This is a genomic window from Streptomyces sp. NPDC086989 (assembly GCF_044745505.1).
GTDB lineage: Bacteria > Actinomycetota > Actinomycetes > Streptomycetales > Streptomycetaceae > Streptomyces.
In genome coordinates, this window is record NZ_JBIVAL010000007.1 from 306,572 (window position 1) to 327,779 (window position 21,208).

Annotated in this window: 18 protein-coding genes; 10 read left to right on the forward strand and 8 right to left on the reverse strand. The window is 72.4% G+C overall.

What is annotated here, in order from left to right; all coding sequences use genetic code 11:
* Positions 1-130: 130 nt before the first annotated feature.
* From ACIPK4_RS19400 to ACIPK4_RS19420, 5 genes are all read left to right on the forward strand, one after another.
* Positions 131-1,108 (forward strand): LacI family DNA-binding transcriptional regulator, encoded by a 978-nt coding sequence (locus ACIPK4_RS19400; protein ID WP_402314099.1) that lies wholly within the window; start codon positions 131-133, stop codon positions 1,106-1,108.
* Positions 1,109-1,433: 325 nt separating this feature from the next.
* Positions 1,434-2,633, forward strand: coding sequence for a thiolase family protein (locus ACIPK4_RS19405; protein WP_402314101.1), 1,200 nt, complete (start codon positions 1,434-1,436; stop codon positions 2,631-2,633).
* A gap of 151 nt (positions 2,634-2,784) precedes the next feature.
* Entirely contained in the window at positions 2,785-4,224 is a 1,440-nt protein-coding gene (locus ACIPK4_RS19410; RefSeq protein ID WP_402314103.1) for an aldehyde dehydrogenase family protein, read from the forward strand.
* Between the two features lie 144 nt (positions 4,225-4,368).
* Complete coding sequence (locus tag ACIPK4_RS19415; RefSeq protein WP_402314105.1) at positions 4,369-4,773, forward strand: thioredoxin family protein; 405 nt, start codon at positions 4,369-4,371, stop codon at positions 4,771-4,773.
* 85 nt (positions 4,774-4,858) lie between these two features.
* Complete coding sequence (locus ACIPK4_RS19420; RefSeq protein ID WP_402314402.1) at positions 4,859-6,289, forward strand: dihydrolipoyl dehydrogenase family protein; 1,431 nt, start codon at positions 4,859-4,861, stop codon at positions 6,287-6,289.
* Here ACIPK4_RS19420 and ACIPK4_RS19425 read toward each other — a convergent pair.
* Positions 6,261-6,566: a DUF2087 domain-containing protein gene (locus tag ACIPK4_RS19425; protein WP_402314107.1), complete on the reverse strand. Its 306-nt coding sequence runs from the start codon at positions 6,564-6,566 to the stop codon at positions 6,261-6,263. The two genes, ACIPK4_RS19420 and ACIPK4_RS19425, sit on opposite strands and share 29 nt — an antisense overlap.
* Positions 6,567-6,718: 152 nt before the next feature.
* Here ACIPK4_RS19425 and ACIPK4_RS19430 point away from each other — a divergent pair, with 152 nt between their 5' ends.
* The gene (locus ACIPK4_RS19430; protein ID WP_402314109.1) at positions 6,719-9,469 is read left to right on the forward strand and encodes a penicillin acylase family protein; all 2,751 of its coding nucleotides are present in this window, start codon (positions 6,719-6,721) and stop codon (positions 9,467-9,469) included.
* An 82-nt stretch (positions 9,470-9,551) separates the two neighbouring features.
* Here ACIPK4_RS19430 and ACIPK4_RS19435 read toward each other — a convergent pair whose 3' ends face one another.
* From ACIPK4_RS19435 to ACIPK4_RS19460, 6 genes are all read right to left on the reverse strand, one after another.
* Positions 9,552-10,208, reverse strand: coding sequence for a hypothetical protein (locus tag ACIPK4_RS19435; RefSeq protein WP_402314111.1), 657 nt, complete (start codon positions 10,206-10,208; stop codon positions 9,552-9,554).
* Positions 10,209-10,321: 113 nt separating this feature from the next.
* Positions 10,322-10,747: a DUF6114 domain-containing protein gene (locus ACIPK4_RS19440; RefSeq protein WP_402314113.1), complete on the reverse strand. Its 426-nt coding sequence runs from the start codon at positions 10,745-10,747 to the stop codon at positions 10,322-10,324.
* Entirely contained in the window at positions 10,738-11,388 is a 651-nt protein-coding gene (locus tag ACIPK4_RS19445; protein WP_402314115.1) for a DUF6230 family protein, read from the reverse strand. Before ACIPK4_RS19445 ends, ACIPK4_RS19440 begins: the two co-directional genes overlap by 10 nt.
* Before the next feature lie 118 nt (positions 11,389-11,506).
* Positions 11,507-12,310, reverse strand: a complete 804-nt coding sequence (locus ACIPK4_RS19450; protein ID WP_402314117.1) for a MerR family transcriptional regulator — start codon at positions 12,308-12,310, stop codon at positions 11,507-11,509.
* Positions 12,311-12,373: 63 nt separating this feature from the next.
* On the reverse strand, positions 12,374-13,561 hold the full coding sequence (locus ACIPK4_RS19455) for a methyltransferase (RefSeq protein WP_402314404.1): 1,188 nt from the start codon (positions 13,559-13,561) through the stop codon (positions 12,374-12,376).
* A 69-nt stretch (positions 13,562-13,630) separates the two neighbouring features.
* Positions 13,631-13,981: a tetratricopeptide repeat protein gene (locus ACIPK4_RS19460; protein WP_385189556.1), complete on the reverse strand. Its 351-nt coding sequence runs from the start codon at positions 13,979-13,981 to the stop codon at positions 13,631-13,633.
* Between the two features lie 128 nt (positions 13,982-14,109).
* Here ACIPK4_RS19460 and ACIPK4_RS19465 point away from each other — a divergent pair, with 128 nt between their 5' ends.
* Together ACIPK4_RS19465 and ACIPK4_RS19470 are read left to right on the forward strand one after the other, a co-directional pair.
* Complete coding sequence (locus ACIPK4_RS19465; protein ID WP_402314119.1) at positions 14,110-15,075, forward strand: pirin family protein; 966 nt, start codon at positions 14,110-14,112, stop codon at positions 15,073-15,075.
* Between the two features lie 470 nt (positions 15,076-15,545).
* Positions 15,546-16,700: an acetate/propionate family kinase gene (locus ACIPK4_RS19470; protein WP_402314121.1), complete on the forward strand. Its 1,155-nt coding sequence runs from the start codon at positions 15,546-15,548 to the stop codon at positions 16,698-16,700.
* Here the strand turns inward: ACIPK4_RS19470 and ACIPK4_RS19475 are convergent.
* A complete protein-coding gene (locus ACIPK4_RS19475; RefSeq protein WP_402314123.1) occupies positions 16,600-18,426 on the reverse strand; it encodes a PucR family transcriptional regulator in 1,827 nt (608 codons plus the stop codon). The genes ACIPK4_RS19470 and ACIPK4_RS19475 overlap by 101 nt on opposite strands.
* Positions 18,427-18,670: 244 nt before the next feature.
* On the opposite strand from ACIPK4_RS19475, the gene dnaK reads away from it, so the two are divergent.
* On the forward strand, positions 18,671-20,572 hold the full coding sequence (gene dnaK / locus ACIPK4_RS19480; RefSeq protein ID WP_402314125.1) for a molecular chaperone DnaK: 1,902 nt from the start codon (positions 18,671-18,673) through the stop codon (positions 20,570-20,572).
* 9 nt (positions 20,573-20,581) lie between these two features.
* Positions 20,582-21,205 carry a nucleotide exchange factor GrpE gene (locus tag ACIPK4_RS19485; protein WP_402314127.1) on the forward strand — a complete coding sequence of 208 codons (624 nt, stop codon included), beginning with the start codon at positions 20,582-20,584 and terminating at the stop codon, positions 21,203-21,205.
* The last annotated feature ends 3 nt before the right edge of the window (positions 21,206-21,208 follow it).

The window sequence follows — 21,208 nt, forward strand, 5'->3', positions numbered from 1 at the left end:
GCCCCGGGCGTACTCGGTCTGGAAAGATGCCACGGCAATGTCACAGTCATCGAAGTCGCCGAAGTCTTCGGCCCCGGGGCCCACGCGTTCCCCTGCGTCGCCCCCCGGCACCGCTCCTGCGGCGGCCCCCGTGCCGACCAGCGCCGACGTGGCCCGGCTCGCCGGTGTGTCGCGCGCGACGGTCTCGTACGTTCTGAACAACGCGGAAGCCGTACGCATCAGCGAACCGACCCGCCGCAAGGTCCGCCAGGCCGCCGAGGAGCTCGGGTACGTGCCGCACGCCGCCGCCCGCAGCCTGCGCGCCGGGCACACCCGGATCGTGCTGCTGCCCACCTCGCACGTGCCGATCGGGCCGCCCTACAGCGCGTTCCTCAGCGAGCTCCAGTGGTCCCTGCGCCGCCTCGACTACACCGTGGTCGAGTACGGCAGCCTCGGCCTCAGCGGTGACGAGGCCGCCCGCGCCTGGGCCGAGCTGCGCCCGGTCGCGGTGATCTCCCTCGGCGAGATCGCCTTGTGCGCGCACAACGTGGCCACGCTCAAGCGGGCCGGCGCCCGTGCGGTGATAACGATGGGCCCGGCCGGGGTCCCCGGGGCACACTCCCTGGTCATGGACCAGAGCGAGGTGGGCGTCCGGGCCGCCGCCCACCTGGTCGAGCGGGGTCATCGGCGGATCGGCGTGGTCGTCCCGGAGGATGAGGGGCTGGAGCTCTTCTCCGCTCCCCGGCTGGAGGGCGCCCGCTCGGTTGCGGACGCCGTGATCGAACCGCTCCCGATGGCCTACTCGGAGGAGTCGGCCGCCGCCCTGGCCGCCCGCTGGCGCTCCCTCGGCCTGGGCGCGGTGTTCGCGTACAACGACGAGTACGCGATGCTGCTGATGCGCGCCCTGCTCGACGAGGGGCTGCGCGTCCCCGAGGACGTCGCGGTCATGGGCGCGGACGACCTGCTCATCGGCAGGCTGCTGCGGCCGCGGCTCAGCACGGTGCAGGTCGAGCTGCCCTCCGGGGACCACCTGGCGGAGCTGGTGGACCGGGCGGTGCGCGAGCCGTCCGAGATCACGCAGCGGCACGACCTGATGGCCGCCGTGGCCGTCCGGCGGGGGTCCACGTGACGGTGGGCCCGGCGGCGGCGCCGCCGACCCGGCCCGACCCGGCCAGACCCGGCGCGCGACGCGTCGGCCCGACGGCCTGATCGCTCCGACCCCCCTGCTCGGCCCTGCTCGCCCCCCATCGGCCCTCCTCGCCCCCGATCGGCCCGGCCGCCTGACCCGGCGGTCGGCGGCCGTGTCCGCCACCGGCCGACGAGGGGCCGTTGACAGCCGGTGACCTGCGGACGGAGACTGCGGGCGCGCCCCACCGGGCGTGCCCGGCGCCGTCGGGTGCCGACCACGGCACCGCCGCGGCGCCGCCCGTACGGATCCGCCCAGGAGAGCCCCCATGAGCATCCGCACCGTCCGCGACGTGTACGTCGTCGACGCCGTCCGCACCCCGATCGGCAAGTTCGGCGGCGCCTACGCCGGGGTCCGCCCGGACGACCTCGCCGCGCACGTCGTGCGGGCGCTGGTGGACCGTACGCCCGACCTGGACCCCGCCAGGATCGACGACGTGGTCTTCGGCGACGCCAACGGCGCGGGCGAGGACAACCGGGACGTGGCCCGGATGGCCGTCCTGCTCGCCGGGCTCCCGGTGTCCGTCCCCGGCGTCACCGTCAACCGGCTCTGCGGTTCGGGTCTCGAAGCGGTGATCCAGGCCGCCCGGGCGATCGCACTGGGCGACGCCTCCGTGGCCATCGCGGGCGGGGTGGAGTCGATGAGCCGCGCCCCCTGGGTGGTGCAGAAGCCCGAGCGGTCCTTCCCGGCCGGTCACCAGCAGATGTGGTCCACCACCCTGGGCTGGCGGATGACCAACCCGCGCATGCCCGCCGAGTGGACGGTCTCGCTCGGCGAGGGCGCCGAACTCATCGCGGAGAAGCACGGCATCACCCGCGAGGCCCAGGACCTCTTCGCGCTGGAGAGCCACCGCAAGGCCGCGGACGCGTGGGCTGCGGGCCTGTACGACGACGAGGTCGTCCCGTACCCCGGCGTGGACCTCGTACGCGACGAATGCATCCGCGAGGGTTCCACCCCCGAGGCGCTGGCCCGGCTGAAGCCCGCCTTCCGGACGGACGGCACGGGTACGGTCACGGCCGCGAACGCCTCCCCGCTCAACGACGGCGCCGCGGCGCTGCTGCTGACGGACGAGGAGGGGCTGGCGGCCACCGGCCGGGAGCCGCTCGCCCGGATCAGCGCCTCCGCGGTCACCGGCATCGAGCCGCAGCTGTTCGGCCTGGGCCCGGTCGACGCCGTGCAGCGCGTGCTCGCCAAGGCGGGCCGGAGCCTGGCCGACCTGACGACGGTCGAGCTCAACGAGGCTTTCGCGGCGCAGGCGCTGGGCTGCGTCGCGGCCTGGCCGGAGCTGGACCCGGCCGTGCTCAACCCGCGCGGTGGAGCCATCGCGATCGGCCACCCGCTGGGTGCCTCCGGGGCCCGGCTGGCCGGTTCGGTGGCGCACCAGCTGGCCGCGGCCGGCTCGGGTACGGGCATGGCGACGCTGTGCATCGGGGTCGGGCAGGGCATCGCGCTCGTCCTGGAGCGCTGAACGCGCCCACCCCGCCGGGCGGTCGATCGTTTCCGGTCATGACGTCCCGTCAACTGCCCAATAACTGAACAGATACAGGTGCCTCCGGTCTGGCACGATGGCGCGTGCTGCCGCCCCCCGCCCCGCCCATCCCCACCGGAGGCCCTGCGCCATGCCGCTCCTCGAACCGACGCTCTGGCAGGACGGACCGACCCTGACCGGGGGCTGCGCCCCGGTCGTCGAACCCGCCACCGGCCGTACCCTCGCCACCGTCGAACTGGCCGCACCCGCCGATGTCGCGGAGGCCGCCGTACGGGCCCGGGCCGCCCAGGAGGACTGGGCGCGGGCCGGCCACCCGGCCCGGGCCGCGGTCCTGCGCCGCGCCGGCGACCTGTTCTCGGCCCACGCCGACGAGCTGCGGGACTGGCTGGTGCGGGAGTCCGGCTCCATACCCGGCAAGGCGGACTTCGAGCTGCACGTCGCCGCCCAGGAGTGCTACGAGGCCGCCGCGCTGGCCTCCCGCCCGGCCGGGCAGGTGCTGCCGAGCGAGGCGCCGCGGCTGTCGTTCACCCGCCGGGTCCCGGCCGGGGTGGTCGGTGTGGTGGCCCCGTTCAACGCGCCGCTGATCCTGGCGATCCGTTCGGTCGCGCCGGCCCTGGCCCTCGGCAACGCGGTGCTCCTGAAGCCGGACGCGCGCACCGCCGTGTGCGGCGGCCTGGCGCTCGCCGCCGTCTTCGCCGCCGCGGGGCTGCCGGACGGGCTGCTGCACGTACTGCCCGGGGACGCCAGGACCGGGGCGGCGGTGGTCGCCGATCCGCTGGTGCGGGTGGTGTCGTTCACCGGGTCCACGGCGGCCGGACGGCTCGTCGGGGAGCTGGCGGGCCGTCATCTCAAGCGGGCCCACCTGGAGTTGGGCGGGAACTCGGCGCTGGTCGTCCTCGCGGACGCCGATGTCGAGGCCGCCGTGGCGCAGGCCTCCTGGGGGGCTTTCTTCCACCAGGGCCAGATCTGCATGACGGCCGGCCGGCACCTCGTGCACGCCTCGCTGTACGACGAGTACGTCGAGCGGCTCGCCGTGCGGGCCGAGGCGCTGACCGTGGGGGACCCGTACCGCGAGCGTGTGCACCTGGGGCCGCTGATCGACCGGGGCCAGTTGGAGCGGGTCCACGGCCTGGTGGAGGCCAGTACGGGGCAGGGAGCCAAGCTCGTCGCCGGGGGCACCCACGAGGGGCTGTTCTACCGGCCCACCGTGCTGGCGGGCGTCGCCGACGACACCCCGGCGTACGCGGAGGAGGTCTTCGGCCCGGTGGCACCCGTCCGGTCCTTCGGCACGGAGGAGGAGGCGGTGGCCCTGGCCTCGGCGGGCCCGTACGGTCTCTCCCTCGGGATCGTGACCCGGGACGCGGGGCGCGGCCTGGAGCTGGCGAGCCGCATCCCGACAGGGATCGCGCACGTCAACGACCAGACGGTGAACGACGAGGCCGTGGCCCCCTTCGGCGGGACGGGCGCCTCCGGCACCGGGGCCCGGTTCGGTGGGGAGGCGAACCTGGACGCCTTCACGGAGCTGCGCTGGACGACGGTCCGCTCGGCCCCGGCGGCTCACCCCTTCTGAGGGCCGTTCCTGCGGGCCGTTCCTGCGGGCCTCTCCTGAGGGCCGCGCGCGTGCGGTCCCCGCGCCGGCGGGCCTGCGGGCGGAATGCACGGGGCGGGTCGATCGTTCAAGGTGCATACAAGGCAATCAGGAGGTCTGGACACCGTGGCTACTGTCGAGCTCACCAAGGAGAACTTCGACCGGACGGTCAGCGAGAACCCGTTCGTGCTGATCGATTTCTGGGCGGGCTGGTGCCGGCCCTGCCTCCAGTTCGCCCCGGTCTACGAGAAGGCCTCGGAGGCGCACCCCGACCTGGTCTTCGCCAAGGTGGACACGGAGGCGCAGCAGGAGCTGGCCGCGGCCTTCCAGATCACGTCGATCCCGACGCTGATGATCGTCCGCGACCAGGTGGCGATCTTCGCGCAGCCCGGCGCGCTGCCCGAGACCGCTCTGACGGACCTGATCGGGCAGGCGCGGGCGCTGGACATGGACGAGGTGCGTGCGAAGATCGCCGCGCAGCAGGAGGGCCAGGCGGCCGCGGGGGACTCCACCGGTACGACGGAGGCCTGAGAACCCCCCTCGCGCCTTCGGCACTTCGCCCGCGGCACACGTAAAGTGACCGGGAGATGAGGCCCTGGGACCACGGACGGTGACTGTGTCGGAAGCGGTGGAGTACGACGTCGTGGTGCTCGGCGGGGGCCCGGCCGGCGAGAACGTCGTCGACCGGACCCGCGCCGCCGGGCTGAGCACCGCCCTGGTGGAGGCCGAACTCATCGGTGGCGAGTGCTCGTACTGGGCCTGCGTGCCGAGCAAGGCGCTGCTGCGCCCGGCGCTGGCCAGGGCCGATGCCCGCCGGGTGCCGGGCCTGGCGGGCGCCGTCGGCGGGCCGCTCGACGCGGAGGCCGTGTTCGCGCACCGCGACTACTGGACCGGCAACTGGAAGGACGACGGCCAGGTCGACTGGCTGGCCTCGATCGGTGCGCACGTCTACCGCGGCCACGGCCGCCTGTACGGCGTCCGCAAGGTCGCCGTCACCAGCCCCGAGGGGGAGCACCACGTGCTCGCCGCCCGGCACGCGGTGGTCGTCGCCACCGGCACCCGTGCCGTCGTCCCGGACGTGCCCGGGCTCGCCGGTGCGCGGCCGTGGACCAGCCGCGAGGCCACCTCCGCCCGGGAGGTGCCGGGCCGGCTGCTGATCGTGGGCGGCTCGGTGGTGGCCGCCGAGATGGCGACGGCCTGGCAGGCCCTGGGCGCGCAGGTCACCGTCCTGGTACGGGGCTCCGGGCTGCTGCCGCGGATGGAGGACTTCGCCGGAGAGCTGGTCGCCGAGGCGCTGCGCGAGGCCGGCGCGGTGGTCCGGACGGGGGTCTCCGTGGAGGCGGTCGTCCGGGACGGTTCGACGGGGCCCGTCCGGGTCGTGCTGGAGGGCGGCGAGTTCCTGGAGGGCGACGAGTTGCTCGTGGCCACCGGCCGCTCCCCGCACACGCAGGACATCGGGCTGGAGACCGTCGGGCTGACGCCCGGCGACTGGATCGCCGTCGACGACACCTGCCGGGCCCAGGGCCACGACTGGCTGTACGCGGTCGGCGATGTGAACCACCGTGCCCTGCTGACCCACCAGGGCAAGTACCAGGCCCGGATCGCGGGAGCCGCCATCGCCGCCCGCGCGACGGGCAGCCCCGCGCTCGACACCGCCCGCTGGGGCGCGCACGCGGCGACCGCCGATACGCAGGCCCTGCCGCAGGCGGTGTTCACCGACCCGGAGGCCGCGGCGGTGGGCCTCACCCTCGCCGAGGCCGAACGGGCCGGCCACCGGGTGCGCGCCGTCGACTACGACCTCGGCAGGGTCTCGGGCGCGGGCCTGTACGCCGACGGGTACCGCGGCCGCGCCCGGATGGTCGTCGACCTGGACCGGGAGGTGCTCCTCGGGGCCACCTTCGTCGGACCGGGCGCGGCCGAACTGCTGCACGCGGCCACCATCGCGGTCGCGGGGGAGGTCCCGATCGAGCGCCTGTGGCACGCGGTCCCGGCGTTCCCGACGGTCAGCGAGATCTGGCTCAGGCTGCTGGAGACGTACCGGGGATAGCCGCGGCCCGCCGGTAGCTGCTGCCGTCCCGGGTGCGGGTCAGCAGGCCCGCGGTGATCAGGTAGCGGCGCAGCGCCGAGCAGTCCTCGTGCACGGTGCGCAGCGCGTCGTTCACCTCGGACTCCGTGTACGCCCGGTCGGGCGCGAAGAGGGTCTCGGCGAGGTGGGCGAGGAGCTGTTCGCGGCGGGCGGTCCTGCGCGGGACGGCGATGAGCCGCCCGCCGGAGAAGAGGTCGGCGACTTGGTGCGCTTCGGGGGGCATGGCAGTTCGTGACATGGCAGGGAGCCTGTCGGACACCCGCGGTTCGGGCAACGGATTTACGTCCGCGGCAGCAACTGCCGTGAAAAGTGACGGTCGTTCATCTTACTGAGTGGTAGACCTCGCCAGTACCCTCCCCCGTGACCGCTTCCTGCCCCACGGAGGAACGCATGCGACGTCCCACCGTCCGTCTGAGAACAGCCGTCGCCGCCGGGGTGATCGCCCTCGGCGCCGCCCTGCTCTCCCCGCTCGCCCCCGCGGCCGCCGCCGACGTGCCCGTGCCACTGACCGTCGCCGACTACTGCGGCGGCCAGTGCGCGGACATCCTGCCGCCCGGCCAGAACGGCAACGCGACCCTCGCCCAGATCCTGCTGCACAAGGCGTTCGGCACGATGCCGGCCCACGCCTCCGACCAACTGGCCCGGTACGACTCCCTGGTGGCCGGGTATCCCAGCCTCACCGACGCCAAGGTCGAAGACTTCTTCAACGACGCCTCCTTCGGCGTCCCGGCGGACCAGGTCGAGTCCACCTCCAGCCCGCGCTCCGACGTCACGATCACCCGGGACAAGAAGACGGGCGTCCCCCACATCAAGGGCACCACCCGCTACGGCACTTCCTTCGGCGCGGGCTTCGCCGCCGCCCAGGACCGGCTCTGGCAGATGGACCTGTTCCGCCACGTGGGCCGGGGCGACCTGACCCCCTTCGCCGGCGGCGCCCTCGCCAACCAGGGCTTGGAACAGCAGTTCTGGCCGCAGGCCCCGTACACCGAGGCCGACCTCCAGGCCCAGGTGGACCGGATCCGCACCACCGAGGGCGACCGCGGCCGCCTCGCGATGGAGGACGCGCAGGCCTACGTGGACGGCATCAACGCCTACCGCGTCCAGTCCAAGAACGGCCGCTACTTCCCCGGCGAATACGTCCTCACCGGTCACATCGACTCGATCACCAACGCTGGCGAGATCCAGCCCTTCAAGGTCACCGACCTGATCGCCCTCGCCTCCGTCGTCGGCGGGCTGTTCGGCGGCGGAGGCGGCGGCGAGGTGCAGGCCGCGCTCTCCCTGCTCGCCGCGCAGCGGCAGTACGGCCTGGAGGAGGGCACCCGGGTCTGGGAGTCCTTCCGCGAACGCAACGACCCCGAAGCCGTGCTCACCGTCCACGACGGCACGTCCTTCCCGTACGCGCAGAAGCCCGCGAACCCGCAGGGCGCCGCCCTCCCGGACCCGGGCTCGGTCACCGCCGAGCAGCTCGTGTACGACCGTACGGGCGCCGCGGCCACCCCGGCCGCCGCCAACCCGCCCAAGCCGGTCAAGCAGAGCATGTCCAACGCCCTGCTCGTCTCGGGGGCGAAGACCGCGAGCGGCCACCCCGTCGCCGTGTTCGGTCCGCAGACCGGCTACCTCGCACCCCAGCTCCTCATGCTCCAGGAGATCCAGGGCCCGGACATCAGCGCCCGCGGCGCCTCCTTTGCCGGTGTGAGCATGTACGTCCAGCTCGGCCGCGGCCAGGACTACGCCTGGAGCGCCACCTCGGCCGGGCAGGACATCACCGACACCTTCGCCGTCGAACTCTGCGAGCCCGGCGGCGGCACACCGACCACCGCCAGCGCCTCGTACCTCTACCACGGCGCCTGCACCCCGATGGAGAAACTGGAGCGCACCAACGCCTGGAAGTCCTCGGTGGCCGACCCGACACCGAACGGCTCGTACCGGATGCAGGTCTGGCGGACGAACTACGGCATCGTCACCCACCGCGCCACCGTCTCGGGCAAACCCGTGGCCTACACCGCGCTGCGCTCCACGTACCGCCACGAGGCCGACTCGATCATCGGCTTCCAGATGCTCAACGACCCCTCGTACGTGACGGACGCCCGGACCTTCCAGCAGGCCGCCCAGCACATCGGGTACGCCTTCAACTGGTTCTACGCCGACGCGCGCGAGGCGGCCTACTACAACAGCGGGTTGAACCCGGTCCGGCCGGCCTCGGTGGACGCCGCGCTGCCCATCGCGGCGCAGCGGCAGTACGAATGGCAGGGGTTCGACCCCACCGCCAACACGGCCGCCTACACCCCGCCCGCCGAGCACCCGCAGTCCATCGGGCAGGACTACTACGTCAGCTGGAACAACAAGCAGGCCGACGACTACAGTGCGGCCGGCTTCGGCATGGGCTCCGTGCACCGGGGCGACCTCCTCGACCGGCGCGTCAAACCGCTCGTCGCCGCCGGCGGGGTGACCCGTGCCAAGCTCACCCAGGCCATGGCGGACGCGGCCGTCACCGACCTGCGGGCCGAGAACCTGCTGCCCGAACTGCTCGCCGTCCTGCGCAGCGCCCCGCTCACCGACCCGGCGGTGGCCGCCGCTGCCGACAAGCTCGCCGCCTGGCAGGCGGCCGGCGCCCGGCGCAAGGAGACCGCGCAGGGCTCGAAGACGTACGCGCACGCCGAGGCCATCCGCATCATGGACGCCTGGTGGCCGCTGCTGATCGAGGCCGAGTTCAAACCGGGCCTCGGCGCCCCGCTCTACGACGCCCTGCGGGCCTCCCTCAGCGTCGACGAGGCGCCCAACGCGGGCCACGGCCCCACGGGTTCACACGCCGGATCGGCGTTCCAGTACGGCTGGTGGAGCTACGCGGACAAGGACCTGCGCGCGGTGCTCGGACACCCGGTCGCCGGTCCGCTGGCCCGTATGTACTGCGGCGGCGGCTCACTGTCCGCGTGCCGGGACGCCGTCGCGGCCACGCTGAAGCAGGCCGCCGCGGCCCCTGTGGCGGACGTGTACCCGGCCGACGGCACCTGCGCGGCCGGCAACCAGTGGTGCGCGGACTCGATCGTGCAGCGTCCGGTGGGCGGCCTGAGTCATCCGCAGATCAACTGGCAGAACCGGCCCACGTACCAGCAGGTGGTGGAGTTCCCGGCCCACCGCTGAGACCCGTGACGGCGAAAGGCCCGCCGGCCCCGGATCGCTCCGGGGCCGGCGGGCCTCCTCGTACGCGGGTCGCCGGCGCCCGTCAGGGGCCGACGGTGATCTGCTGCGCCGGGTCCGTCGTGTCGGTGACCTTGTACACGGCGTTGAAGGTGGACGAGGTCGCGCTGGTCGGGCAGCCGAACCCGCCGGTGACCGTGACCGGCACCGCGGCGTTGGTGAAGGTCAGGCTCGGCGGTGCGCCGTTCACCCAGCTCCCGGCGACGTTCGCCGGGGCGGACGGAGCCGCGGTGACCGTACAGGTGGCCAGGCCGGTCGTGTGCACGACGAGCCCGCCGACCGGGACGGTCATGGTGGCGGTGATCGGGGATCCGTCCTGCATCGACACCGACCACGAACCGCTGGTGGTGACCGTCGGGGTCACGCCCGGGATGCTGGAGGTGCACGAGCTGTACGTCGGCGCCGAGATCGGCGACGAGACGGGCCCGGCCGCGTTCTGGTTCCCGGGGGCGGCCGGGACCGTGCCGGTGGAGACGGAGACCGAACAGGTCACCGTCACGGAACCGGCCTTGAGGGTGGCCTTGCCGCTGAGGGTGGCCTTGAAGGAGTGTCCGGCCGGGGTGACGGTGGTGGACCCGGCCAGCGGTAAGGGTGTGGCGGTGGCGGGGGCGGTGACCGAGGCCACCGACAGCGCTCCGGCGGCGGCGAGGCCGAGGGCGAATGCGGTACAGGTGCGGCTCATGGGTGGCGCTCCTTGGGGATCGGGGGTGCGGGCTGGAGCCGGTGGGTGTGGGGGACTGCGGTGGAACGGGACTGCGGTGGTACGGGAGTGCGGTGGTGCGGGGACCGCGGCGGTCAGGCGGAGTGCGGCGGTGCGGGCGGCTGCGGTGCGGGGGAGTGCGGTGCGGGGCCGTGCGGTGCAGCCGAGGGGCGTGCGGCGGCGTGCGGCTGCCAGGCGAACATCAGCCCGCCGCCGAGGATCCCGAGCAGCGTGCCGACCAGGAACCCGCCGAGGTTCGACATGACCAGCGCGGCGGTGGCCACGAGCGTGGTGAGGACACCCGCGAGGCTGCGCTGCGCCGGCGAGAACCAGGCGGTGAGGCCGAGCACGATCATGACGACGCCCATCAGGACGGACGGGATGCCCGCGATGCCCTGCTGGAGCATCACCTTCAGCGGAGCGAGCGGCAGGATGCAGATCTCCGCCCCGGCGAGGACGGCGAAGAGTCCTCCCCAGAAGGGCCTGCCCCGCCGCCACCGCCGCCAGCGGCTCAGAAGCATTCCTTCTTGCCCTTGCTGATGTTCATGCTCAGCCCGGACAGCTTGAAGGTGCCCGCGTTCGTCGCCCACGCCGTCTGGTGGAGATCGGTGATGCTGACGGTGTCCGCCTGCTGGGCGAACAGGTCCTGCATGCCGACGGCCTCCGCCGGCCCCTTGTCGAGGGTGGACGCGTCACGGCCGATCTCGATGTTGGTGAAGACGGCGTTGCCGGACAGCTGGGTGGCGTCCACGAACAGGTTGCTGGCCTCGACGGGGGTCTTGTCGCCGGCCGTGAGGTTGAGCGAGATGTCGCCGACGACGGGGAGCGTGGTGACCACCGACTGGCAGAGGCTGTGGAGCTTGGCCTCCTTGATGGCGGTGACCGCCACGGGGATGAGCTCCTCGCGGGCGTTGACGTCGACGCTGCCGTACTGGGCGAAGCCCTCGCCCTCCAGACTCGCCGCCGACACCTTGAACTGCTGGCCCGACACGGCGAACGAGGCGGCGAGCACACCTTGCGCGAGGGCGATGCCCAGGCCCGCGGTGACGGCCACGGCGGGGACTGTCAGGACGGCGAAACGGCGCCAGCGGACGCGGCCGCCTCCTTCGTCGTCTCTGCCGGGCGGGGCGGAGGGATCCGGTAAGTTGGGGGAATCTGCCATGAGATCGTCCCTTATTTCGGCTGTGCACCGTTGTTACCGACGAGTTGAATGTAAGAGTGCCAATGGGGGTTGGCAAGGTTGTTCGACCGTACCCTTTCGGCCGACTCCTACCCGTCGGTCACTGCTCAGTGCGCAGCAGTTCGGCGACCTCCGCCTCCACCCGCCGGGCCATGGCCCGGGCGAACTCCGCGGCCACGACCTCGCCCGCCACGGGCCGCAGCGCCGCCGCGGCTTCCGAGATGTGATCCAGTTGACTGGCCGAAAGGTGCTCCAGGCCGTCCGGGCCGACCACATGCCGCCGGAACAGTCCGACGAACCGGTCGGCGAGCGCGGCCGCCTGAGCCTGTACGAAGCCCCCCGCGTCGAGGACCTCCGCCAGCGGCACGCCCTGGCGCACGAGCGTGAGCGTCGCCTCCAGCAGCCGCCGGCTCTGGTGCGTGACCCGGCCGCCCTCGATCCGTACGTACCCCAGCTCCGCGGCCCGCCGGGTGTCCTCGGCCGTCGCCGCCGGGCCGAACAGCTCGCGCAGCTCGGCAAGGGTCATCGTGACCGGCTCGTCCTGTACCCAGTCGCGGGTCATCGCCCGCTCCAGGCCCAGGAGTTGGGACAGGCCGCCGCCCGCATCCCACGCGTGCAGCAGCTCGGCGATCCCGTTGACGGTGTACCCGCGCCCCAGCAGATCGCTGATCAGCCGGAGCCGGGTCAGGTGGTCCGCGGAGTACCAGGCGATCCGGCCCTCGCGGCGCGGCGGCGGGAGCAGCCCGCGCTCCTGGTAGTAGCGCAGGTTGCGCACCTTGACGCCGGCTGCGCTGGCCAGCTCCTCGCGACGGTAGCGCGCGCGGTGCGCACCGCCGTTCACACCGCCGTCCGCACCGCCGTCCGCGCCTTCGTCCGTACCGTCATTTCGCACCGGGCTGCTCACGCGGCCGAGTCTAGGCCGGGCGCAGGGCGTACCGCGGGCCGTACCGGCGGGTATACGAGCAGGTCACACGGGGCGTGAGCGCTCGTCCCGCTTGACCGCGCGCAGCACCACGAACTTCGGCTCGCTCGCCGTGACCTCACTGTTGCCGAACAGGCGGCGCAGGTGGGTGTGGTAGCCCATGTGGCGGTTGGCGACCACCCACAGCTCACCGCCCGGCCGCAGCACCTTGCGGGACTGCGCGAACATCCGCAGCGCCGTCGCGTCGGTCGTCGCCTGGTGGGAGTGGAACGGCGGGTTGCAGAGCACCAGGTCGACCGAACCGGGGTCCAGCATGGCCACGCCGTCGCCGACGAGGAAGTCGGCCCGCTCGCGCTCGCGGTGGACGTTGGCGCGGAACGTGGCCTTGGCGGAGGCAACCGCCTGGTACGACTCGTCGGTGAAGACGATCTCCGCGCGCGGGTCCGCGACCGCGACGGCCGTGCCGACGATGCCGTTGCCGCAGCCGAGGTCCACGACCCGGGCGCCGTCGGTGTTGGTCGGGATGCTCTGGAGGAAGAAGCGGGTGCCGACGTCGAGCCGGTCCGCGCAGAAGATCCCGGCGTGGTTGACGGCGGTCAGGCCGGCGCCCGAGCCCGCCTCCTCGTCCAGGGTGTACGTGACCGGCCACGGGTCGACCGCCCGCGTCGACGTGGCACTGGGGGTGCAGAAGATCAGCCGGGCCTTCTTCTCGGCGAGCGAGGTCCTGGTCGGGCCGAGGATCTTCTCGAAGAGCTTCAGGGTGGAGGTGTGGATCTCCTTGACCATGCCGGTGCCCACGATGACCGTGCCCGCGTGCACGTGCGGCGCCAGCCGGTACAGCTGGTCCTCCAGCAGCGCCAGGCTCTTCGGGACCCGGACCAGGAGTACGTCGATCCGCTCGGGCGGCGGGTCCTGGGTGGTCAGCAGCCGCACCGTCTGCTTGGCGGTGCCGATGCCGGCGCGGTCCAGGTTCGCGGCGGTGCCGGCCCGGGCCAGGTAGGAGTCGGTGATCTGCGTCGGGCGGTACGCGGCCAGCGCCGTCGTCAGCGCCCCCCACCGGTCCCCGAGGATGGTGATCTGCCCGGCGCCGGCCAGGTCCACCGGGCCGCGTTCCCCCGTACCGGAGTCGAGGTGGCGCAGCAGGTACTCGTCGGCCGCGTCCCAGGCTCGGAGCTGGTCGCGCGGGTCTTCGGGGAAACGGGTGAGCTCGTAGGAGCCGAAAGGCGTGGTCAGACGGTTCATCGTGCCCCCAGGCTAACCGAGGCGGCCGCCCGGCCCGGCACGGCGCCGCCTTTTGTCCGCCTACTCGGGGAACTCGCCGGCCATGGCGGCGGCGAGCCGCAGGTACGGGGCGGCCTCGGCGGCCCGGCCCCGGCGCTCCAGCGTCCGGCCGAGCATCAGCTGCGCGTAGTCCTCCACCGGCCAGCGCTCCAGGATGGCGCGGAGCTCCTGCTCGGCGCGCGAGAGCTGGGCGGAGTGGTAGTAGGCGCGGGCCAGCAGCAGGCGCGGCGCCAGCTGCTCGGGGGCCTCCTCGGCCAGCGGGTGCAGGATGCGCGCGGCCGTCGCGTACTCCTTCGCATCGAAGAAGAGCCGGGCCCGCTCCCAGCGCTCGGCTGCCGTCCCGTGCTCGAAGTAGGTCGTCGGCGCGTTCATCGCGTCCCTTCCGCCGTCGGGGTGGTGCCCGGATGGTGTTCCGGTGCTGTGTCCGCCCCCTCCAACACGGGACGGCGGCCGGGCATTCCACCGAACGCGGCACCGGCGCGCGTACTAGGTTGGGGGGTATGAGCAATCTCGATCGCCAGCCCGCTCTTTCCGCTTGCGGCGGCCGCGGCTTCGTCGTGGCCGAACCCGTCCGTGAGCTCCTCAGCCCGCGCACGGTCCAGCTCGGGGAGTCCACCGAGGTCCGCCGGCTTCTGCCGAACCTGGGCCGCCGCATGGTGGGCGCCTGGTGCTTCGTGGACCACTACGGCCCGGACGACATCGCCGGCGAGCCCGGCATGCAGGTCGCCCCGCACCCCCACAGCGGGCTCCAGACCGTGAGCTGGCTCCACGACGGCGAGGTGCTCCACCGCGACAGCGTCGGCAGCCTGGAGACGATCCGCCCGCGCGAGCTCGGCCTGATGACCTCCGGCCGAGGCATCAGCCACTCCGAGGAGAGCCCCCGCCCGCACGGCCGGATCCTGCACGGGGCCCAGCTGTGGGTGGCCCTCCCCGAGGCCCACCGCAACGTCGACCCCCACTTCCAGCACCACGCGGAGCTCCCGCAGGTGACGGCGCCGGGCCTGACCGCGACGGTCATCCTGGGCACCCTGGACACGGCGGCCTCGCCGGGCACGGCGTACAGCCCGATCGTCGGCGCCGACCTGGCCCTCGCGGCGGGCACCGAAACCCGGCTCCCGCTGGACCCGGACTTCGAGTACGCGGTGCTGTCGATGTCGGGCGAGGCCCACGTGGACGGCGTACCGGTCCTCCCGGGCTCCATGCTCTACCTCGGCTGCGGCCGCACGGACCTCCCCCTGCGCGCGACCTCGGACGCGGGCCTGATGCTGCTGGGCGGCGAGCCGTTCGAGGAGGAGATCGTGATGTTCTGGAACTGGATCGGCCGCTCCCACGACGAGATCGCCCAGGCCCGAGAAGACTGGATGAACGGCTCCCGATACGGCGAGGTAAAGGGCTACGACGGCCCTCCGATTCCCGCCCCGCAGCTCCCCCCGACCCACCTGAAGCCCAGAGGAAGGGTCCGTTGACCTGCTGTTCTTTGTGAACCCGGGCTGTTTTGAGGTGACCGCACACAGCCCTCCGCTTCTGGCGTTGCCGACGCGGGAGGGGCTCGGCGGTCCCCGAGCCGGGAATCCCCGCCGGGACGACGGCCCCGGAACAGCCACTCGGTGAACGTCAGCGCGATCCACAGCGCCGACCCTCCGGCCCAGACCAGGGCCTGGGCCCAGGTGTGACTGGTGACGTGGGCCGCGTGGTGGAAGGTGTACGCGAGTCCGACGGCGACGATGAACCAGATGCTGAGCAGCAGCGCGTTGACGAACCTACGCACCCCGAAGGAGGCCGCCAGGCCGGCTGCGAGCATTCTCCGGTCCCACCCGGTCCCGGCGCGATCAGACCCGCCGCAGCATCCCCTGGACGTGTCCCGCGGACTGTTCCGTTTCCCGGGTGGTCGGATCGGGTACTCAGTGCCGTTGCGGACGAGGGAGAGGGTCGGTGTGTGCGAACACGAATCAGCCGGGTACTAGTGACGGACGCGGGTTCGTCGAGTCTGCGTCTGACGGTCTTCGGGGACGGCGGTGAGGTCCTCAACGAACACCACAGCGAATCTCCTCCCGGCGAAGGCGCACTCGGATCGCTGCGGCAGCTGTTGGGGGAAGGGCCGGCTCCCACAGCCGTGGGTCACCGCATCGTCCACGGCGGCTCGCAGATGCGCAGCCACACCGTGCTCGACGACGATGTGCGTGTCCGTTTGGACCGGCTGGCAGAACTCGCGCCCTTGCACGTCCCGCAGGCATTGACCGTTGTGGACGCGGCTCGGGAGCTGCTGCCCGAAGTTCCGCACGTGGTCTGCTTCGACACGGTGTTCCACGCCGGTCTCCCAGCTGCCGCACGGGAGTACGCCGTACCCGCCGGCTGGCGCGAGGCGTATGGACTGCGCCGCTACGGCTTCCATGGTCTGTCCTACGCCTGGGCGCTGGCCCGGACCGCTGAACTCCTCGGTCGCCGCCCTGAGCAGCTGCAGCTGGTGATGGTGCACCTGGGCGGCGGCTGCTCCGCCTGCGCCGTGCTCGAGGGGCGCAGTGTCGACACGACGATGGGCTTCACGCCCTTGGAGGGTTTGGTGATGAGTCGTCGCAGCGGCAGCCTCGACCCTGGCGCCCTGACGTGGTTGCTGAAACGCAAGAACGTGTCAGCGGACGAGATCGAAGACGCTCTGAACCACAGGTCCGGTCTGCTCGCCCTCTCCGGCACTTCGGGCGACACGCGCGACCTGGTCCGCAGCCGGGCGGCGGGCGACGAGCGTGCTGCACTGGCCCTTGACGTCTTCACCCACCATTGCCGTCGGGGCATCGCCGAGATGGCGGCATCCTTGAGCCGTCTGGACGCCCTGGTCTTCACGGGTGAGATCGGTGAGGACCAGCCCGAGGTACGCGAAGAGGTGTGCGCCGGGCTGTCCGTGCTCGGCCTCACGGGCGGTCTGCGACCGGTGGTCGCCGAGCGGCCTGAGATCGTCAGCGCGCCCGGCGCTCGCGTTCCCGTCGTGGTCGTTCCTACCGGAGAGGCTCAGCAGATCGACCTTGAGACCCGGGCTCTCCTGGTTCACGGCCGCCCAGCACGATCCTCCACACTCGGGTCGCCACCTGGAGGTTGAGCCGGTCTTCGACGTTCGCGAGGTCGTTGCCGCTGATCTCGCGGATGCGCTGCAGCCTGTAGCGCAGCGTGCTGCGGTGGATCGCGAGGGATCCGGCGGTCTCGTCGTAGTTGCCGCCGCAGTCGAAGTAGCGGGAGAGGGTCTCCACCATGGCCGCGTGATGCCGGGAGTCGTAGTCGATGAGCCGCCCGAGCCACTCGTGGACGAACGTCTCCAGTTCCTGGCGATCGGCGCCGGGTCCCAGGATGCGGTACAGGCCGAGCTCGTCGAAGAAGGTCGTGCCGTACCGCTCGCGAGAATTGCGGCGCACTTCGAGGGCGCGCTGAGCCTCCTGGTAGCGGTGGGGGATGTCGGGCACGGAGTCGGAAGGGGCGCTCACCCCGATCGTCCCGGACCGTGTTCCGGTCTCCCGGGCGAGCGCCTCGTGCAGCGCGCAACCGTGCGGCCTGTCGTCAACGACCAGGACGATGTGGTCGGAGCGTTGGGTCAGCAGCGAGCGCATGCCGACGGCAGAGGCCGCCCGGCCCACGGTCCGGGCGAACGCATCGTCCGCGGTCCGGTTCGACCACTCCACGACGACGACGTAGTGGCTGCGGTGCAGGTCGTGTCCGACTGCCTCGGACCGGGCGTAGGCGCTCGCGGCGTCCGTCCCCGCCAGGAGGTCGTCGACCAGCTCGCGGTGCAGCCTCAGCTCCACTTCGGCCAGGTTGCGCAGGTGTGCCAGCCCCAGGGCGAGCGACGTGGCGGCGTGTTCGAGCGCGAACACGGTGTGCTCGTCGGCCTCGTCCAGGGCGTCGACCAGTGCCAGCACGCCCAGGATCTCGCCGTGTGGGCGGACCAGGGCGATCAGCCGGTCCTTGATCCGTACGGGTCCGACCTCCCGGGCGACGGCGTGCAGCATGTCGTTCTGGCGCACGGGATCCGGTTCCGGGTAAGGGTCGGGCCGGCCGGAACCTGACCAGGACTTCAGCCGGCCGAAGCGGTCCTCGACCAGTGCCGGAAGTCCGGTGAGCTCGTGCAGTGCGCGGGTGGTGGCCTCCGCACCGCCGCCGGAGGCGGCGATGTCGGCCATGAGCGCATGAACGGCCCGCTGGTACCCCAGCTCAGCCACCACGGAGATCAGCTGCTGCTGAAGAGTGGTGCGTTCCTCCCTGACCCGGTGGAGCTCCAGCGCGTCCTCGCGTTGGCGGCGCTGCGCGAAGGCGACTGAGAGAGCAGCGGCGGTATGCCAGACGAGCGTGGAGAGCAGGGACCGCTGGGCCCCCGTGGGGCGGGCTGGGGAGGTCACCACGAGGTACCCGTGAAGTCTCTCCCGCCCGCGCAGCCCCAGGGCCCAGCCCCAGGGCCTGCCGGGTACGGTCACAGGGCCGTCCTGCCCCTCCAGCTCCCTGACCCTCCGGTCCACGGACGCGGCGTGGGTCCGGCCGTTCCGCGGACTGGGGACTAGGTCACCGTCCACCTCGAGGTATCCGGCTTCGGCACGGTACGGCCCGGCGGTGGCTATGTGGTGCATGGCCAGGCGCAGGATCTCGCCTTCGTCAGGGGCTTCGGACAGGGCGCGGGAAAGCACCTCCACCTGGTGGAGGGCACGGTCGACCGGGCTCGTGGCGGGTGGGCGCAGCCCCTTCCGTGCATGCACGGGATGCCGCCCGGCGCCACCCGTCGGGAGGCTGCCCTCCCGGTCGGAGCAGCGGCCGTACACGCTGTGTGCCCGGCTGACAGCCATGCGTTCGCTCCGTTCTCCCCGGAACCCGGGGAGGCGATCGTCTGCACCTCTACCCACTCGGGGGCGGCTCATCCGAGATGTCCAGATTTTCTCTCGCACTCGCGGGGCTACCGGGCCCGTGCACTTCTGGCTCGTCAGGAGCAGGCGCGAAACCCACCGGCCAGCCACCCTGGACACGCTCTGGAAGCACGAACGTGATCCGGAGAGTCGGCGCAGGACCGCCGCACCAGGACGGAGATCTCTCATGGCCAAGGCAGTGGGTATCGACCTGGGTACCACGAACTCGGTGATCGCTGTGTGGGAGGGCGGCGAGCCGTCCGTGGTGCCCAACAGCGAGGGCAACCGCACGACACCGTCTGTAGTGGCCTTCACCGACACCGGCGAGCGTCTGGTGGGCCAGATGGCCCGGCGCCAGGCGATTCTCAATCCCAAGGGGACCATTTACTCGGCCAAGCGGTTCATCGGCCGGCACTTCGACGAGATCTCCGACGAGGCCAGGGCGGTCGCCTACGACGTCGTCGAGGGCGACGGCGGGGCGGCCCGCTTCAAGGTGCGCGACAAGTTGTACGCGCCTGAGGAGATCAGCGCCCAGGTGCTGCGCAAACTCACCGAGGACGCCTCCAAGCAGCTGGGGGAACGGGTCACGGAGGCGGTCATCACGGTGCCCGCCTACTTCAACGACGCCCAGCGCACCGCCACGAAGGACGCCGGTCGGATAGCCGGACTGGAGGTGCTGCGGATCATCAACGAGCCGACAGCCGCAGCCCTCGCCTACGGCATGGACAAGCAGCAGCACGAGACCGTCCTCGTCTTCGACCTGGGCGGCGGGACCTTCGACGTGAGCATCCTCGACGTCGGCGACGGCGTGGTGGAGGTGCGCTCGACCGCCGGTGACAGCCACCTGGGCGGCGACGACTTCGACCGGCGCCTGGTGGACCACCTCGCGGACGACTTCCAGAAGGAGAACGGCATCGACCTCCGCAAGGACCCGCAGGCGCTGCAACGACTGTTCGAGGCGGCGGAGAAGGCCAAGACCGAGCTGAGTTCGGTGACGCAGACGCAGGTCAGCCTGCCGTTCATCACCGCCGACGCCGCGGGCCCCAAGCACCTCACCGACTCGATCATGCGGTCCACCTTCGAACAGATCACCGGCGACCTGGTGGAGCGGTGCCTCGGACCGGTCCAGCAGGCCATGACCGATGCCAAGGTCGGCGAGAGCGACATCGACGAGGTCATCCTCGTCGGCGGCTCCACTCGCATCCCCGCCGTTCAGGCCCTGGTCCGCCGGCTGACCGGCGGCAAGGAACCCAACATGAGCGTCAACCCCGACGAGGTGGTGTCCTTGGGCGCCGCGATCCAGGCCGGGGTGCTCAAGGGCGAGGTCAAGGACGTCCTGCTGCTCGATGTCACCCCCCTGTCGCTGGGTGTCGAGACACGTGGCGGCGTGATGACGAAGATCATCGAGCGGAACACCACCATCCCGGTGCGCCGCTCCGAGACCTTCTCCACCGCCGAGGACAACCAGCCCGCCGTCGACATCGTCGTCCTCCAGGGCGAGCGCGAGCTGGCCGCCGACAACCGGGCGCTGGGGCGGTTCCAGCTCACCGACATCCGGCCGGCGCCGCGGGGCGAAGCACAGATCGAGGTCACCTTCGACATCGACGCCAACGGGATCCTCAACGTCACGGCTCGCGATAAGGACACCGGCAAGGAACAGGGCATCACCATCAGCGAGAGCTCCAACCTTGACCGCACTGAAGTCGAACGCATGGTCCAGGAGGCCGAGCGCAACCAGGGCCAGGACCAGGCGCTCCGCGAGGCCGTCGACGCCCGCAACGAGCTCGACGCCGTCGCTTACCAGGTCGAGAAGCTCCTCACGGAACTGGGCGACGCGGCCCCCGCGCACGAAAGGGCACGCGCCGAAATGCTCGTATCCGATGCACGGGCGGCGGTCAAGGAAGAGGCGGGCATCGAGCGCGTGCGGCCTCTGACCTCCGAACTCCAGCAACTGCTCGCCGGGCTGGCGGCCCACCAGGGCGCCGCCGCCGACACGGGCGGCCCCGGGCAGGACCCCACCACCGGCGGTCCCACGACGGGCGGTGACGGTGACGACGACGTCATCGACGCCGAGTTCGACAAGGCCTGAGGAACCGCCATGCCCATCCACCCCAAGGAACCCGACCCGGCCGTGGCCGAGCACACCGGTCCGGCCTCGGAGGGCGACGTAGGAGGCCCTCCCCCCGAGGATCTGCCGCGCTCGGACCCGCCGGCGGGGCGGGGGCCTGCCACGGACGAGCAACCCGGCCTCGGCGCGGCCGGCGGCGGCTCCGCACCGTCCGAGGACGAGTACACGGCCGAGCTCAGGGAACTGGAGGACCGCTGGCGGCGCGCGCTCGCCGACCTCGACAACCTGCGCAAGCGCCACGCCAGGGAACTGGAGCGGGAGCGGACGGCCGAGCGTTCCAGGACGGCCGCCGCCTTCCTGCCCGTCCTGGACAACCTCGAACTCGCCCTGACCCATGCCGGCGCCGATCCCGGTGCCATCGTGGAGGGCGTCCAGGCGGTCCGCGACCAGGCGGTGAACGTCCTCGAACTGCTCGGCTACCCGCGGCACGCGGAGACCGGCGTCGCGTTCGACCCGGCCCGGCACGAGGTGATCGGCGTCGTCCAGGACCCCGACGCCTCGCCCGGCACGGTCGTCGACGTGCTGCGCCCGGGCTACGGGGACGGCGAACGGCAGCTCAGGCCCGCCGCCGTGACCGTCGCGAAGCGGGAGTGAGCG

Coding starts and splice junctions, on each gene's coding strand:
- ACIPK4_RS19440 (WP_402314113.1), bottom strand. CDS start 10,747: ATGCTTCTGAGCCGCTGGCGGCGGTGGCGGCGGGGCAGGCCCTTCTGG.
- ACIPK4_RS19430 (WP_402314109.1), top strand. CDS start 6,719: ATGCGACGTCCCACCGTCCGTCTGAGAACAGCCGTCGCCGCCGGGGTG.
- ACIPK4_RS19465 (WP_402314119.1), top strand. CDS start 14,110: ATGAGCAATCTCGATCGCCAGCCCGCTCTTTCCGCTTGCGGCGGCCGC.
- ACIPK4_RS19410 (WP_402314103.1), top strand. CDS start 2,785: ATGCCGCTCCTCGAACCGACGCTCTGGCAGGACGGACCGACCCTGACC.
- ACIPK4_RS19405 (WP_402314101.1), top strand. CDS start 1,434: ATGAGCATCCGCACCGTCCGCGACGTGTACGTCGTCGACGCCGTCCGC.
- ACIPK4_RS19435 (WP_402314111.1), bottom strand. CDS start 10,208: ATGAGCCGCACCTGTACCGCATTCGCCCTCGGCCTCGCCGCCGCCGGA.
- ACIPK4_RS19475 (WP_402314123.1), bottom strand. CDS start 18,426: ATGGCTGTCAGCCGGGCACACAGCGTGTACGGCCGCTGCTCCGACCGG.
- ACIPK4_RS19485 (WP_402314127.1), top strand. CDS start 20,582: ATGCCCATCCACCCCAAGGAACCCGACCCGGCCGTGGCCGAGCACACC.
- ACIPK4_RS19445 (WP_402314115.1), bottom strand. CDS start 11,388: ATGGCAGATTCCCCCAACTTACCGGATCCCTCCGCCCCGCCCGGCAGA.
- ACIPK4_RS19460 (WP_385189556.1), bottom strand. CDS start 13,981: ATGAACGCGCCGACGACCTACTTCGAGCACGGGACGGCAGCCGAGCGC.
- ACIPK4_RS19425 (WP_402314107.1), bottom strand. CDS start 6,566: ATGTCACGAACTGCCATGCCCCCCGAAGCGCACCAAGTCGCCGACCTC.
- dnaK (WP_402314125.1), top strand. CDS start 18,671: ATGGCCAAGGCAGTGGGTATCGACCTGGGTACCACGAACTCGGTGATC.